The 15,939-nt window shown below is 33.5% G+C and carries 13 protein-coding genes; 8 read left to right on the top strand and 5 right to left on the bottom strand.

The features are described from left to right. Positions 1 to 216 precede the first annotated feature (216 nt). The 3 genes from DG435_RS19380 to DG435_RS19370 are packed head-to-tail and all read left to right on the top strand — an operon-like array spanning position 217 to position 4,245. Positions 217 to 762 carry an RNA polymerase sigma factor gene (locus DG435_RS19380; protein ID WP_234387167.1) on the top strand — a complete coding sequence of 182 codons (546 nt, stop codon included), beginning with the start codon at positions 217 to 219 and terminating at the stop codon, positions 760 to 762. A gap of 15 nt (positions 763 to 777) precedes the next feature. Beyond that, complete coding sequence (locus tag DG435_RS19375; protein WP_106794477.1) at positions 778 to 1,686, top strand: FecR family protein; 909 nt, start codon at positions 778 to 780, stop codon at positions 1,684 to 1,686. Then, on the top strand, positions 1,687 to 4,245 hold the full coding sequence (locus DG435_RS19370) for a carboxypeptidase-like regulatory domain-containing protein (protein WP_106794478.1): 2,559 nt from the start codon (positions 1,687 to 1,689) through the stop codon (positions 4,243 to 4,245). Between the two features lie 112 nt (positions 4,246 to 4,357). On the opposite strand, the gene DG435_RS19365 is transcribed toward DG435_RS19370, so the two are convergent. From DG435_RS19365 to DG435_RS19345, 5 genes are all read right to left on the bottom strand, one after another. After that, a complete protein-coding gene (locus DG435_RS19365) occupies positions 4,358 to 4,975 on the bottom strand; it encodes an HmuY family protein (protein WP_106794485.1) in 618 nt (205 codons plus the stop codon). A gap of 19 nt (positions 4,976 to 4,994) precedes the next feature. Beyond that, entirely contained in the window at positions 4,995 to 7,079 is a 2,085-nt protein-coding gene (locus DG435_RS19360; protein WP_106794479.1) for a TonB-dependent siderophore receptor, read from the bottom strand. A 1,727-nt stretch (positions 7,080 to 8,806) separates the two neighbouring features. Further along, positions 8,807 to 9,475, bottom strand: a complete 669-nt coding sequence (locus tag DG435_RS19355) for a response regulator (RefSeq protein WP_024768107.1) — start codon at positions 9,473 to 9,475, stop codon at positions 8,807 to 8,809. Between the two features lie 16 nt (positions 9,476 to 9,491). Further along, entirely contained in the window at positions 9,492 to 11,447 is a 1,956-nt protein-coding gene (locus DG435_RS19350; protein WP_106794480.1) for a hypothetical protein, read from the bottom strand. An 87-nt stretch (positions 11,448 to 11,534) separates the two neighbouring features. After that, complete coding sequence (locus tag DG435_RS19345; protein ID WP_159025742.1) at positions 11,535 to 11,696, bottom strand: hypothetical protein; 162 nt, start codon at positions 11,694 to 11,696, stop codon at positions 11,535 to 11,537. Between the two features lie 334 nt (positions 11,697 to 12,030). On the opposite strand from DG435_RS19345, the gene DG435_RS19340 reads away from it, so the two are divergent. The 5 genes from DG435_RS19340 to DG435_RS19315 all read left to right on the top strand — a co-directional run bounded on the left by DG435_RS19340 (position 12,031) and on the right by DG435_RS19315 (position 15,917). Further along, on the top strand, positions 12,031 to 12,579 hold the full coding sequence (locus tag DG435_RS19340; protein ID WP_152538420.1) for a hypothetical protein: 549 nt from the start codon (positions 12,031 to 12,033) through the stop codon (positions 12,577 to 12,579). Between the two features lie 401 nt (positions 12,580 to 12,980). Beyond that, on the top strand, positions 12,981 to 14,177 hold the full coding sequence (gene glp / locus DG435_RS19335; RefSeq protein ID WP_234420911.1) for a gephyrin-like molybdotransferase Glp: 1,197 nt from the start codon (positions 12,981 to 12,983) through the stop codon (positions 14,175 to 14,177). 583 nt (positions 14,178 to 14,760) lie between these two features. After that, positions 14,761 to 15,096 carry a winged helix-turn-helix domain-containing protein gene (locus DG435_RS19325; RefSeq protein WP_024768112.1) on the top strand — a complete coding sequence of 112 codons (336 nt, stop codon included), beginning with the start codon at positions 14,761 to 14,763 and terminating at the stop codon, positions 15,094 to 15,096. A gap of 16 nt (positions 15,097 to 15,112) precedes the next feature. Beyond that, on the top strand, positions 15,113 to 15,697 hold the full coding sequence (locus DG435_RS19320) for a molybdenum cofactor guanylyltransferase (RefSeq protein WP_106793430.1): 585 nt from the start codon (positions 15,113 to 15,115) through the stop codon (positions 15,695 to 15,697). Continuing rightward, on the top strand, positions 15,681 to 15,917 hold the full coding sequence (locus DG435_RS19315; RefSeq protein WP_106793429.1) for a MoaD/ThiS family protein: 237 nt from the start codon (positions 15,681 to 15,683) through the stop codon (positions 15,915 to 15,917). Before DG435_RS19320 ends, DG435_RS19315 begins: the two co-directional genes overlap by 17 nt. Positions 15,918 to 15,939: the final 22 nt, after the last annotated feature.

The raw sequence follows: 15,939 nt of genomic DNA, 5'->3' as shown, positions 1-15,939 counted from the left end.
CGTCCTTTCTTACACAACAGTGAACTTTTAAAACACCCTATTTTTTTATCTGCTTTTTTTTAAATCCTCTATATTATTTTTTAGAAATAGGGTAAAAGCAAAACATACTGTTGTTATAATATATGGAGATATCATTACAATAAAAGCTTAAGTAGAAGGCATTAGTAGAAAGAAAAAAGAACATCTTTCTATACTTTTTCTTTAAATACCGTAGTTTTGAAAAAAAAGCTAAGTATTTCTAAGATGTCAGAAAAACAAAAGTCTGTTTGTGATGAAAAAAACTTTAGAATGATTTTTGATAATCATTCTAAAGTGATCCTGAATTTCATTTATTATAAATGCGGAGATATGAAACAGGCAGAAGATATAACACAGGATGCTTTTGTAAAACTTTGGAAAAATTGTAAAAAAGTACTTTTTGATAAAGCAAAGTCATTTTTAATGAAAGTAGCTCAAAATGCTTTTTTTAATGAATTAAATCACGAAAAAGTAATCTTAAAGTATAATCAGCAAAGCTTCTCTTCTATTCAATATGATTATAGTCCCGAGTTTCTAATGGAAGAAAAAGAGTTTATGGTAAAATTACAACGTAGTATTTCTGAACTCCCTTCAAAACAACGAGAAGTCTTTCTATTAAGTAGAAAAGACAAGAAAACCTATAAAGAAATTGCAGAGATTATTGGGTTAACGCAAAAAGCGGTAGAGCGAAGAATGCACTTGGCATTATTAGAATTAAGAGAAAAATTAGGGCGCACGGTCTAACAAAAAGCAAAAAAAATGGAAAAGTCAGATAACATAGATGTTTTTTTAGCCAAATGGGCCAGCGGTGAATTATCCGAAGAGGAAATCAATGCTTTCAAAAAATCTAAAGATTATACTTTATACGAAACTATTCTCGAAGGAACAAAGTTACTTGAAGTCCCCACAGTAGACAGAGAAAAACTTTTTGATCGTATTCAAGAAGATGTCTCTAAAGAGAAAAAAGTGATCTCTTTGATTCCTGGATGGGCGTATGCAATCGCTGCAAGTATCGCACTAATCCTTGGGTATACTCTATTTTTTAATCAAAACATTACGCATCAATCCGGATTTGGCGAACGATTATCGATAACACTTCCCGATGGTTCTGAAGCTATTTTAAATGCTAAGTCCAAACTGTATTATAAAAAAGGAAGCTGGGAAAATACCGAGCGAATCGTATTTTTAGATGGAGAAGCCTTTTTCAAAGTAAAAAAAGGAAATACATTTACCGTAAAATCTGATAACAATGCTGTTTCGGTATTAGGCACACAATTTAACGTTAATGCTTCCTCTGATTTTTTTGAAGTGATTTGTTATGAAGGCAAGGTTAAAGTAGAAAATGGTACTTCTTCAAAAATTATTACTAAAGGACAAGCAGTAAGGAGTATCGATTCATCATTCGAAGAATGGGAACTAAATGATATTGCTCCTTCATGGACTGTAGGAGAAAGTAGTTTTGTCAACACCCCACTACAACTGGTAATATCTGCTCTCGAAAAACAATATAAGATTACTATTAAAAGTGAGCATGTTGGTATCGATCAACGATACAGTGGCGGGTTTGCTCATGATAATTTACAAAATGCTTTGCATACTATTTTTGATGCAATGGATATTAAGTTTATTTTTATAGACAAGAATACTATAGAATTGTCTAAAGAATAAATGAAATACCACTTTTTATTGCTTATTTTTCTTTTTTCTCTAACTGCAAATGCTCAAGAAAAAAAGAAAGACATACATTACCTTAACCTCTCATTAGACGGTTTTCTAACCGAAATGGAAGGGCTGTTTGATGTGAAATTTTCTTATAATACTTCGTCATTCACAGATATAGTGATCACGATAGATCAAAATGCTATATCATTAGACGAAATTATAGCTATTGTATCCGATCAATACCCTATACATTTTACACAAGTCGATGAGCGGTACTATGTTGTCAAACTTATTAAAACAACTTCTTTTTGTGGATATCTAACAGATGAAACCCATACTCCTATTGAGGGAGCAACTATACTTAACGAAGTAAAAAAAACAGGAACCTCATCTGATGAAAAAGGCTTTTTCTCTTTAAAAGACAACAACTTATCAGATACTTTGACTATTTCATATCTTGGATATAAAACTATTTCTATTCCTCTTAAAAAAGTAGTTGACAAGAAATGTGACACCTATATTCTATCTCCCGAAGATTTTGTGTTAAATGAAGTAATTATAAAGGAATATTTAACCTCTGGGATCGTAAAAACCAGAGATGGGTCGGTTAAAATTCAGCCTAATAATTTAAATATAATTTCGGGATTATCTGAGCCCGATATTCTGCAAAACATTCAACTACTGCCTGGTATAGAAAGTCCGCTCGAAACCGCTTCAGGGATTTATATAAGAGGCGGTACTCCTGATCAAAACCTAATTCTCTGGGACGGTATTAAAATGTATAACTCTGATCACTTTTTTGGGCTTATTTCTGCTTTTAATCCCTATATCACCAAAGATATTACCATATATAAGAGTGGAACTCAACCCATCTATGGAGATCGCGTGTCGGGAGTTATTGATATCAAAACAGATCAAACTGTACCCGATAACACACAAGGAGGTATAGGAATCAATATGACCCATGCAGATGGATATTTGAAACTTCCTATTTCTAAAAAAATTGCGGTTTTAGTATCAGCCAGAAGATCTATTACCGATATTATTGATACTCCAACAATTAATACTTACTCTAACCGAGCCTTTCAGAATACAAGCATTACTGATAACAGGTCTATTTTTGATCCCGAATCTTCAGAAAGTAAAGAGTTATTTTATTTTACCGATGTAACCTTAAAATTAATTGCCAACCTTTCTAAAAAACACGACATCTCTATTTCTAATTTGTTTACTCAAAATAAACTTGACTATTCTTTTCAAGATTCTCAATTCGCAGATATGTCTCAGGATAAACTTGCTATTAAAAATTTTGGAACTAATATTTCCTGGAATAGTAAATGGGGTTCTCGATTCTCTACAAAAACACAATTTTCATATTCTGAATATGTACTCGAATACCAGGGAAGGAACCTCTTTATTAATCAAGATCTAACCATCGAAAAAGAAAATGCTATCGAAGAATATGGTCTGTTATTTCATTCTGACTGGACCATTAACCCTAATTTCACCTTTTCTAATGGATATCAATTCTACTATAATCAAGTAGCATTTTATCTAAAAGAAAATGATTCTGAAGTTGGTAATTATCAAGAGAACCCTACGCATAGTTTTTATTCTCAATTACAATATAATTCTCCTAAAACGTGGTTGATTAGTTTTGGACTAAGAGGAAATTATTATGCTGCCTTACAATCTACTTTTATCGAACCCAGATTCTATGTAGAACGAAAAATGGGAAAGTATTTTAGAGTTAAAGGATCTGCAGAGGTCAAAAACCAATCCATTAGCCAGGTGATTGAATTTGCCACTTTTAATTTTGGCCTCGAAAATCAGTTATGGGTTGCAGCACAAGAAGATGATATCCCATTATTGAGAAGTCAGCAATATACTTTGGGGACTCTTTTTCATAAAAAAAATTGGAACATTGAGATAGACACCTACTATAAAAAGATAAAAGGACTTACTTCACTAACCAGGGGATTCGAATCTACTTCTGGTGACTTGTCTGAGGGAGAAAGTATCTCTATGGGAATAGATCTATTAATTAAGAAGAAAACTGGTAAGTACTCTACCTGGTTGGGGTATTCATTGTCTGATACCGAGTTTATATTTAACACACTTAATCAAGGTAAAGCTTTTAAAGGGAATAATAATATCGCTCATTCTATTTCGTGGTCACATGCTTACCAGTGGAAGAAATTTCAGTTTTCATTAGGATGGAAATATCGTACTGGTACTCCATATACTCCTACATTAGGGTTCACAGTAGAAAATGATCAACCCATTGTTCAATACGGTGCTATAAACTCTAAATCTCTACCCGATTATCACAGATTGGATTTTTCTGTAGTATATGATTTTAACTGGTCATCAAAAAACGATCGAGTAAAGAGTCGTCTGGGCTTTTCTTTATTAAATCTATATGGGAGAAAAAATATCTTAGATCGAAGTTATCCTCTCTATCAATTAACGGATAGTGAAAATAATATTTCTTATGAATTAAGAGAAATCAATAAATCTTCTTTAAATATTACTCCTAATGTTACGTTTAGACTAAGTTTTTAAATCATTATTGCTCTATATACCACAAAAAACTCCTCAAATTCTGAGGAGTCTTTATCATGAGTATAAAGAATTAGTTCAAATAGCTAGTTCATAAGTTTTTGTATTAATGGCATTACTCAAAAGATGTTTCTCCTTTATTAGGATTATACACATAGTTAAATGTATAATATTGTGATTTTTTAGAAGTATCCTCATCCTGATAATAACTTAGTATTTCTACCTTGGCATAGTTACCATTACGAGTTTTAAAAACAAGTATTTTTCCAGGGATAGGAGAGATCAAGTGGGTTGGAGGTCCAGCATAATTATACCAGCCATTATCACTACCTGTAGGGATAGCAAATACTGTATCTGCATCTTGACTAAAAGTTACATCCTTTGCACTGGTTACACCTGCAAAGGTACCCGTAACTACTGCTGCTGCTGCGTTACCATTACGTGCAGGCTCTTCTGCTACACCAGTAACTGTTCCTCCGTTAACTGCTATATTAGTACCTCTAAATGCAACATCCCAGTCTGTATCACTGGTTGTTATTTTTCCTGTTTCAAAATCAAACTTGGTAAACACTCCTCCTATAGGGTTTCCAGTTCCCTGACCGCCTGTTTGTATAGCCTCAAGGTTAGAAATTTTTTCAGATTTGACAGGTATTGGAGTAGTGGTATCATCATCGCTACTACACGAAACAAGCACTGTACTAAGTGCTAAAAATAATATTGATAATTTTTTCATTGTCATGACATTTAAAATATTAAAATTGATAGTTAAGTTTTGCATATAATTGTATCCCCGGTAAGGTGGGAATGTTGTCTTCGGTATAATCAAAAAGATTGTTTGCTCCTATTTGTAATGTAAAGTTTTCATAAAAGGTTTTACTGGCAGCAATATTTGCTGTTACAAATCCATCAACAAAGCTGGTATCATAATCATCTATAAGATCATTACCGTTTGTATCAAACAAGGCATATTTACTTCTATATAATAGCCTCAAGTTTATATTTGCTTTCGCGGAAACGATATCATAAAAAACCTTAAAGTTTGCATTATGTCGTGAGCGATTCACAAGTCCAAAATATTCTGATCTTGAGACTACAACTGTCTGATTCGTTTCGGGATCACGGGCAAATACTTCGCCATTTTTTACTTGTTTTTCTTTTTGTTTATCAAAAGCATAGAGTAACTGATAGCCAGCACTCAATCTTACATTATCGGTTATTCTGTAATTGGTATTAAGCTCTAGACCTGTAGTGTATATTTCATCAAAATTGAAATAGCTAAACACATTTTGCCCATTAGTTTTACGGGCGATAACACGAGTATCAATGAGGTTTTTAAAATCGTTTCTAAAGAGATTAAGTTCTGCATTCCATCGCTTTTCTTTATAGGCTAATCCTACATTATATCCTATAGAGCTCTCTGCTTCCAAAGGGTCTTGTAACGATGATTCGGGAACAACCACATCAAGAATTTGTCCCTGAGCCTGTAGTTCATTTAATTTTTCTAAAGCTACATTATATCCCAATACAGTATATCCTACTGCAGAGTTTGTAAAGTCAAAATAAAGCTGTCTAAAATCCGGAGCTTTAAAACCATATCCTATAGAGGCTTTGGCAGCCAGTACGTCTGTTATTTTATATCGTAATGCAAGCTTAGGACTAAACTGGTTGTTATATTCTGAATGATTATCAAAACGTGCCCCCGCAATGATGTTTAATCGCTCAATTAGGTTTGTATCATATTGAGCATACGCATATTGAGAATTAAAATCTACTTGTTTATCAAAAAAAGTACGATCTAGCTGATCGTATTGAAAACCTATCCCGGCAGTAAGTTTACTTCTGTCTTTAAATGTGTAGGTAGTTCGTATCTCGGGGCGCAATAAATGCTGATCAAAATCACTATCACTCACTATATCGCCAGAGGCAGAATCTGCCAATTGTTCTTTGGCATTATAATTAGTATAATAAAACTCGTATTGGGTAGTTAGGTGATCACTCCATTTGTGATCAAGACGTACGTGACCGTTCCATTCCTGTTCCTCACTATCTCCTTCAAGACTTGTAGTATTAGCTGTGAATCCCGCATCCTGATATTGCGTATATAAACGACCAGACAGAAATAACGAAAATCGATCAGAAAAATCATAATACAACCTACCATTAAATGTATAATTCTCAAATGGGTTTACGGTCTGGCCGGCTGTATCTGGATTAAGATCATAGCCTTCACTAGAAAAACGGTTTGCAAAAACCCCATAACCAAACTTCTTAATACGCTGCTTAATATCTACATTAATATCCTGCTGGGTATAACTACCAATACGATATGATGCATTGCCCGATAGCACATCGCTTTTTGGCTTCTCTGTAATGATATTAATTACACCACCCAAAGCATCAGAACCATAGAGACTACTAGACGGCCCTTTGACTACCTCGACTTGTTTTATATTACCAACAGTTAATCTGTTTACATCAAAATTTCCGGCTTTTCTACCAACCAAAGGAACACCATCTATAAGAATCAAAATATAATCTGAAGCAATTCCCTGAATTTGTACTCCTTCAAAACCACTTTCATCTGCAACGGTAATAATTCCTGTTTGCTCATTTAGAATTTCATTAAGCCTAATGGTTCCCGATTGCTTAATTACTTCCTGAGAAACAATAGTAACCGGTAAAGGCAGGGAAGAAAGCTGTCTTTTTGTTCGGGTAGCTGTAAGGACTACCTCTTGTAATTCATTAACCATAGTAGTATCTATAGCTTTTTCTTGCGAATATCCACTTACAACAACTAAACCTGTTAAAACACAGGTTATCAGACTCTCAAACTTCATTTTTATTTAGAATGTTTCTTAATAGAGTGCAAATATATATTTATTTTTATTTATTCTAAATAAACTTAACTATTTTTGTCATTAAATTACCGAAATAACTTACAAATCATGAAAACAACATTTTGTACACTTTTTAGAAATACTATCAATAGTAAATGCCCAGATAGATAAAAAGCAATTAATGATTCATATGGAATAGCCATATCGATATGTAACCTATTACCTGCACCGCACTATAAACAAAAGAGGACTTTTCAGACAGCCTCTTTTGTTGCTGGTGCACGTATTTAAATACATGATTACCCCACCCTTCAGGCCTCACAAGTCTAAAAAGGCTTGTGTGGGCTGATCAAAACAAAATCTCTATTCATAAAACTAATGTAAAACAGATCCCACCCTTTAGTTCATCATAAGCCGAGTCAAAGGAATGAGGTAACAAAAGGTATGCATATGATAGTAGTTAACCTGTCATTCTGGGCTTGATCCAGAAGCTACTTTGAAATAGTATTTTTCTCTGTGGGCATTTTAAACGAAATATACACTAAGCACTTTGAGGTACTCAGTACAACTGTAAACAGGACGCTGGAATGATAAGAGGAACCAGTCCTGAAACCAATTTCGAAACAGGTTTAAATACACTATTTTTATACTTACTTCTACACCGTAACTTCTTACAATCAACACTATAAAACGCGCAATATAAATCACTGTATTTTAGATTTTTATACTAGTGATATAGAATTTAATACGGAAATAGTATAAAAAATATTAAAAAAAAAGAAGAAATATCTTACGGGAAACCGTAATTATTTGAAAGCTTCTTACTATATTGTGCTTTAGGAAAATAGAACTACTAAAAAAGGTAAAATAGTTCGTTTTATATTTTTTGGATACAAATTATCGAATAGAAATTATATATAAGGATTTAGGGTTAAATCATTCAGAGATCATATCCTTTTTGAGTTATTTACTCTAAAAACATCCTTATAATGGTTGATTTATTAAATCAATCGTTATTCAGACCCTGCTTTTGTTGGCTCGCCAAAGTTTTACAATTGCGGGGTTGTTTCTGTCTTATAGCTACCTATTTAATAGCCTTTTACGATTGATCAATATTTCTAATTGCTGTTTTTTTAAGCCAACAATTTCAATTATTTTAAGTGTTACTTCAAATTTAAAGCTAATAAACGACAATTCCTTATGGATTTCCGTAATAAAAGCGTTAAACTAATGTGAATCTGGTATGGTTAAAATTTAAATATCTGATTTTTAGTTTTTTACACATAACCCATCTCATTGCTTTATCTGGTAATATCTCCTGTGTGCTTAAGTATTTCGACATAGTTCTTTGATAGTACCTCTACCGAGTTTATCGAGAACAGATTATACTTTCATAAATACTTCTCAATACATCCTCCTACAGCGTGGTGCTCGACCCCGAGACAAATTCGGGACAAGTTGTGATATAACGTTTTCGTTTATGAGTTCCAGTCTTTAGTTTATCCTGAGTCCTTCAATAAACTTAGGGCAGGCCAGTCGAAGGGCTTAGGGTGACAAAGAATGTTGAATATCGAATACTGAATAACGAACTGTCGAATGAAAAATGTAAAACTCTAAATATAAAAGTAACCTCTATCTCCTGAATGCTTTAAATTCTAAATATTAAATGCAAAAATTGAAAGAAGAGTACATCTAGCATCCGACTTCTGGCTTCTGGCTTCAAACTTCTACAAAAGGCCTAAATCTTTGGTCATTGCCACCAGGTGAATGGCATTTTTAGCTTTAAAATTATATTTCAATTTATTAAGTCGCTTTTCTATAGAGCTTGTACTATTAGGCGAAATTTGATTTTTCTTAAAATAATGCCCTATTTCTTCCTGGGTAAGGCCATCAGACAAATGCTTTAATAATAAAATATCATAATCCTGGAGTTCGAAAACATTATTCTTACTCATTGCACTTTCTAACTGTGGAGATACATATCGAATACTGTTAAACACATCGGTAACAGATTTTACCAATTCGTTTAGTCCATAGCGTCCTTTGCATACATAGCCATCTATGCTCTGTTCTGCAAAAAATGATTTAATTTTACCGGGTCTATCTTCCATAGAATATATAATAACTTTAACATTAGGTTGGATCTCTCGTATGGCTTCTACAAGTTCAATCCCTGAAGCCAATTTTCGTTCTCTGTGACTCTCTTTAAACGAAAGATCTGTGATCAACAGATCAAAAGGGGCATGATCACTAATTGCTCTTCTAAATTTTAGGAGAGCATCATCACAATATTGTGCTTGTTGTATTTCATCAATCCCAGTTCTTTCTCGAAGAATATGTGCGATACCATGGCTAATACTACCAAGATCTTCTGTAACTAAAACTTTCTTAAACATAAGCTCTATATTATAATTAATTTGGAAAATTTATCTTCGCTTTAAAGCCTTTTCCTTTCTCTGAATCAAAGATAAATGATCCCCCGATCGTTTTTATACGGTTTTCCGTATTTTGGAGTCCGTTACTATATATTATTTCTTCTGCAGCTACGCCAACACCGGTGTCAGCATACGTGATTACTATACCTTTGGGCGTTTTCTTAAATGTAATCGCCACCAGTTCGGCATGACTATGTTTTTTCATATTTACCATTAATTCTTGTAAAGTACGGTGTACAATGATCTTTTTTTCTGGATTTATCGCCTGCCAGTTGATGTCATCTATGTCTTTGATGATAATTTTGGTACCATTGGTACTATAACTACTTAACATACCATTAAGTTCGGTAGCATACTCCTCACCCGTTTTAAAACTATTATGCTCCCTCGAGATATCCCGGGTCGTATGATATATTTCTTCTAATTTATCCAACACTTCGGGATCATTTTGATCATTCTGCATTTGCATCATCACCTGGTATACATCATTGGCCAGCTCATCATGCAATTTTTTAGAGATTCGCGCTTCTGCATTATATACCTCTCGTATTTTTTCTCGGCGTAGTCGTTGTCTATATAAATAGAACACCACTCCTCCTATTAAAAAAATAAACAACGTACTAAACAAATAAATAACCTGTTGTCGTTCTTTTCTGGCCGTTTCTGCTTTTAGGATCAGGTTCTCGTTGGTGAGTTTATCGTTTTCATATCGGGTTACCGCATAGATCTCCCGGTTACTTTGGTTTACTTCTTGTAATTTTTTATGAATTCGATCATACTCCTTTGCCTCTTCATTGGTTTTTTCTTTTAACTCAAAAACAAGTCCTAAAACTTTAAGCGTCGATGTTAAACTATGTCGCTGTTTTGCATATTGGTAAGCAGCTTCTGCGTACTCTAATGCTTTAGTTTTGTCTTTATCCAAGTAATATTTAGTCAAATAAATATTACTTGTAAGGATTCCTTTTATATCATTAATTTTTTTTCTTATTACCAAGGCATCTAATAATAAAGCTTCAGAATTTTTATTATCCTTACTATCAAGCCATTGTACGTGCCCTAAATTTCCTAACACTCTAGCATATTCTACTTGATTTTGCTTTACTATTGGATCAAGTGACAGTGTTTTTAGTATAGTCACAGCTTGTTTATATTTACCTTGATCTGCAAGAATATTAGCTTGTGTATTTTTAAAAATTAAAATATTCTTAAGTCGAATTGTATTTATTGATATGCTATCCTTACCAAGAGTTATAGCCTGTTCATTATACTTTAAAGCTTCCTTATAATTTTTTTGTTGTCTATTCGCTACTGAAATAATATGATAAAGGCCTGCAAGATTTCTTAGGTCTGAAGTATGTTCTAAATAAGTTACTCCATCAATTGCAGTCGTTTTACAACCCAAGTAATCCCCAAGAGAAGCCTGTATATTTGCCATTTGATGCAAACTTCTACCTGCTCCCATAGTATCCTTACTAATTCTAGAGATTTTGAAGGCCTCATTATAATATTGAAAAGCTTTGGTTGATTGATTATTATTCTTATAATAAATGCCTAATTTAGTTAACGCATTTCTGATATACACTGTATCTCGATTTTGTCTTGCCAAATCATATAGTTGGTGTGTATATACAATGGCACTATCATATAATTTAGCTTTACCCAACAACCATGTTTTTTGCATTAATCCCTTATAGATCAAAGAATCTTGTTCAGATAACCAAGCGCCTTCCAAAAAAGAGCTAACATGATATAATCGCGTTGATATAGATAAGGAATCGATATTACTTAAATCATATTTTTGAGTTATATTTTCTAATTGTTTTGAGGATAACGAAACCTCAACTTTTGTTTGGCCAAAAGCAGATATAGTACTACATAAAACCAGTAGTACTACAGATAGTATAAAGAAAGAATCGACACGCCAAAGTTTCATCCCTCTAAAATACTAAATAAAATCCGGTGTATATAGTAAATTTATACTGTATACACCGGATTAATAACTTATAATATTTTCTTGCAATTACTGACCTCCTCCTGTATCTTCATCTGCAACTTCTCCATCGCCTTCAGTAGCAACTGTCTCAGCAGAGATATCTTCGGTATCGTTAATATTATCTGCAGTACAAGATGCAAGGTTTGCAGTGATAAATAGGGTCATAAGTAGGTATAAAAAAGTTTTCATAATATTTAATTTTTTAAGATTTAACATGGGGATTGCCGCCTGGTTTTACACCAGAGATTTGGGATAGCAATCAAATAGTTCGGGGATTTTCCCTCTTTTTTTTCGGAAAGTTGAAATCCGGTGCGGTAGTGTTTAGCCACTTTCCTTTTGAGCTTTTACCATCGCGCTACGGATTTCCGTAACATCTAAATCCATACATTTACTATGTTAGCAAAATGAAACTGGAACTAATTGTTGAAGCGAATTTATAAAGACCCCAAGTCTATATCCGTAAACAATTCCAAGGATTCCAAAGATTCCATTGAAATCCGAAAGATTCCAATAACCCATGCCTATGAGAACAAAAACAAGTATGACGTACAAGAATGAAATTCTTGAAAAGTACAACAGGGAAAAAGGTGGAGAGATGAGCTGTTATCTCCTGGAACCAACCCGTAAACAAATTAAAGAAGCCTGCTTATGGCTGTTAAACCGTAGAAAAGAGAAGTATGATGAAAGTATTTTAAATCGTTTTTTTCAATTTGAAGAAGGAGAAAACAAATCATATGCTATCGAACGCGTTAACGGTGATAAGTTTAAACCCATCATCAATTTTTTAACAGGAGAAACAAAATCAACCACTCCTGCTAACCTAGAGTTAATCGCATGGCTTATCGATTTTAAGCCAAGACCATTATCTATGTATTTAAAATCAAATACCGAGAATGAAGTAACATTAAGTGAGTCATTTCAGAAAAAAGAAAATGCCTACTATCTTAAAAATGAAAATCAAGTTGTAGATATTATTCCTGAGACCAAAGTGATTGAAAAAACAGATAAGAGTATTACGATTATCTCTCAGATCAATCCCACGCTTAGGATTACAACTATTGTATCCTTATGATGAGGAATCCCGTAAAAAGACCCGTTAAACTTATATTAAATCAAGTTTAGTATAAGTCGAACAAGTCAACAATAACCAGTATAGTCATAGGGTGTCTGTCAAAATGTAATTGGAAAAACATGATTTTATAATCATTGACAAGGCCCAGACTAGCATTTTTTAACAGAGTTTATTCAAGGAATAGGATATACTCACCCCCTAAGTGTAAGACCTCATAGGTACATACTGAATTTGATTCAGTATTCCTGTGAGGTCTTTTTAATGATGAATACTGGTTATCCTTTGTGATATCAAAAATCTATGTCACCCATCGATATGATAAATTAAACTATCAATTTTAAACACATTCCTATGAAACTTTTCAAAATAGAGTTTTACTAATAAAATTTCGCTGTATCTTTGTGTACACAACGAAATTACCTATGATAGCTGTAGAAAAAGCCCTTGAACTCATCAATAATAACATCAAAAAAACAGATGTTATCACTACAATACCTATATCAAAAGCATTGGGATATGTACTGGCAAAAGATGTTATGTCTCCCATCAATATGCCTCCATTTCAGCAATCTGCAATGGATGGATATGCTTTGGGGTCTACCGAAGAAAGAAAATTTGACCTGATCGGTGAAGTAAAAGCCGGAGATGATACCGATCCTAATCTCGAGCAAGGTAAAGCGATTAGAATTTTTACAGGCGCCCCTGTACCATCAGGAGCAAAGGCTGTTATCATGCAAGAAAAAGTAGAAATACAAGATAACCAAGTACTAGTACAAGAGACTGTGCTGCCTAATGCTAATATTCGCCCTCTTGGTGAACAAATAAAAAAAGAAGATATCGCACTTCCTGAAGGAACTACGATTACTGCTGCCGGTATAGGATATCTCGCATCTTTGGGAATCACTCATGTACATGTGTATCAAAAACCATCTATAGCAATCATCGCTACAGGGAATGAATTAGTGCCGCCGGGACAAACTCTTAAATATGGACAAATCTATGAGAGCAATTCGATCATGCTGTCAACTGCGTTAACCAAAGTAGGATTTACTGATATATCTTATTTTAAGGTAGAAGATGAATATGACATCACCCTTTCTCTTTTAGAAAATACAATAGCTCACTATGATGCGGTTTTAGTTTCTGGAGGAATATCGGTTGGAGATTATGATTTTGTAGGTAAAGTATTAAGAGCACTCGATGTCGATGAAATTTTTTATAAAGTAAAGCAAAAGCCAGGAAAGCCATTATATTTTGCCAAAAAACAAGGCACAACCATATTTGCGCTACCCGGTAATCCTGCTTCTTCGCTAAGTTGTTTTTATATCTATGTATTACCTGCATTATTCAAAATCTCTGGATATAAAGAGTATAATTTAAAACGAACTACTGCTATTTCTAATCTCAAATATGCAAAAAAAGGCCAAAGAGCTGAGTTTTTAAAAGCATATTCTGAAGAGAACAAAGTAACTATCCTGGATGGACAAGCATCTTCTATGTTACGATCTTTTGCCATGGCCAATGCCTTGGTTTATCTTCCTGAAGATGTAACAGAAGTTAATATTGGGGATACAGTGCAGGTAATTAATTTGCCATAAAATGATAGAAACATCAACAAAAATTTATAAAATGGACAAGGTTGTCTGAAAAGGTAAATCTAGGACAGAATTGTAAGTCTGAGCCAGCCAATAAAAATTACATATTGAATAATTGGCGTTCCAAAGCAGAGCTTTGAAAATCTTTTTCACCAGTATAGGATTTGTTTTGCGTTAGAAAATCTTGAAGCCTTGGAAAGATTTTAGCAAAACTAATCTGGTTTTCAGTACAACTGGAAAATACCTTGAAAAAGTGCCTTTTCTTTTGTTTCGTTTTCTTTGGGCGAGCAAAGAAAATGAAAAGAAGGTAGAATCGAAACTATTTAGCTTAAACACAAAACAAAGTTATCTTATTGAAAATCAACACCCCAAAAAAACAAATCAATGATAGCCTGTCGAAGACTAATCGATTATCAACAGTATAAAAACTTCGATATAGTCTATCCTAAGTTTACCAAAGGGCTCTGTTTGACATTGAAATTCTCCTTTTCAGACAACCTCGTTCAGATTATGTATTAAAATCTTCTAAAAGAAAAACATCTCTAAAAAAAATCGTTGTATCTTTGAAAACCTAACGGTTGTATTTATGGATTATGTAATAAAAAGTAGAATTTGGATAGAATCTGAGCATGGTGTTTTTCTGGGTGAAGGAAGAGTAAAATTATTAAAAGCAATCGCTCAAACAGGCTCATTGAGTAAAGCAGCCAGTGCTTTAGAGATGTCATATAAAAAGGCCTGGAATTTATTAGACAGTATGAACAAATCTACCAAAGAACCTCTGGTGATTACTTCTACCGGTGGCAAAGGTGGTGGTGGTGCCAATCTTACCCCGTATGGTGAGAAAATCATCGAGACATTTGATAATATCAATCAAAAATGCTGGGAATTTCTCGATAAAGAGCTAAAACAAATCTCGCTATAACCATTTTAACGTTTATATGAATGATCCAAGAAATATAACAGGAATTATTCTTGCTGGAGGAAAGAGCTCTAGAATGGGAAGAGAAAAAGGATTGATCTTACTCGACGACAAACCTTTTATTCAACATGGTATTGATGCATTACAACCGTTGGTTAATGCAATAATTATCGTTAGTAGTAATTCTGATTATGACGTTTTTGGGATGGATAGAGTCGAAGATATCATTGTTGAATCTGGACCGTTAGCTGGGTTGCATTCTGGATTAATGCACAGTAAAACAGAACATAATTTGGTCATAAGCTGTGATGTTCCTTTAATTACAACTGAGTTTTTAAAAAAACTACTGTACTATAAAAAAGAAGATTACGATATCGTTCAATTTGAAGTCGAAGGAAAAAGTATTCCACTAATCGCATTATATAAAAAACGATGTGCAGATCAGTGTCAGGAGTTACTTGCTAATGGAGAGCGACGTTTGCGTAAACTCGTTTCAGCAGTAAAAACAAAAACCATTACAGTACTTGACAAAGAGCGTGTTTTGGTAACCAATATGAATACCGTTGAGGATTTAAAAACAATTACAAATGCAATTGACCATTAAATATTTTGGTATGCTGGCCGAGGCCACAACCATTAATGAAGAACACTTGCAAACTGAGGTTTGTTCGGTTTCTCAATTAATAAAAAAGCTAAAAAATCAATATCCAAAATTAGACAATGCTGATTTTAAAGTAGCTATTGACCAACAATTAGTTGACCAAAGTCATATTATTAATTCAGAAGTAGAAGTAGCTTTGTTGCCGCCATTCGCTGGTGGATAATTTAATTATTCAAAACATAGAT

Origin of the sequence: Aquimarina sp. Aq78 (genome assembly GCF_900299525.1) — a bacterium.
GTDB lineage: Bacteria > Bacteroidota > Bacteroidia > Flavobacteriales > Flavobacteriaceae > Aquimarina.
The sequence above is the reverse complement of the archived record's forward strand: the minus strand, read 5'-3'. Positions and strand labels throughout refer to the sequence as shown.